Source organism: Oligella sp. HMSC09E12, from assembly GCF_001808505.1.
GTDB classification, from domain to species: domain Bacteria; phylum Pseudomonadota; class Gammaproteobacteria; order Burkholderiales; family Burkholderiaceae_B; genus Oligella; species Oligella urethralis.
Map to the genome: position 1 here is coordinate 1 of NZ_KV793563.1, position 658 is coordinate 658.

Genomic DNA, 658 nt, shown 5'->3' on the forward strand with positions numbered 1-658 from the left:
TTTAGAGGGTGACAACTATCCTGACATAGAGAGTGTTAGAGTTTGTTGAACAGCCATGAATCTTGTATATCTCACCTATTTCTTGCGGATTTGAAAACAACAACTCTTCTTGGCCAATGTAAGTTTTATATTCAGGGAAGAGTTGTTCAATGAACATATCCCAGTTTGTCGTAATTACACCGTCAACGTTCAAGTTAGAAAGCAACTTTACTTCATCCGCGTATTCAGACTCTTTTGCTTTAGATTGATCTAAAGTGGACAGATAGTTACATATTTCGATTCGGAGCGCTGAAGTTTCATCTAAAACTTTTGATTTAAATCGCTCTACGCTTTGCGAATACTCAGAAGCAGACCACCAATATTCATTAAAATCCTTGGCAAGCAGTGCTGCAACCCTTGGGTAACTACCATTCGCTGATGATAAGTAGTATTCGAAGGGCTTTCCTGTCACGCAGAACTTACTTAGTAGTCCTTTCCAGTCCTTTAAACCCAAATACCTTCTGGAGAACCCAGATCCCAAGAAAAGAAAGGGCCCTGCTGAACGGCTTCGAAAGATATCAACTAACTTGCTTTCTATATCCATGTTTTCTCTCGTTATTACAACCCTATCCAGAGGACGTTTAACGCTTGGCACACGTGCCGGTTTGGAGCCGCAGCG

Annotated in this window: 1 protein-coding gene; it reads right to left on the reverse strand. The window is 41.2% G+C overall.

The window, feature by feature from the left end; genetic code table 11:
* Position 1: 1 nt before the first annotated feature.
* On the reverse strand, positions 2 to 658 hold a 657-nt coding region (locus tag HMPREF3179_RS04025; RefSeq protein WP_371441418.1), incomplete at its 5' end, for an SIR2 family protein.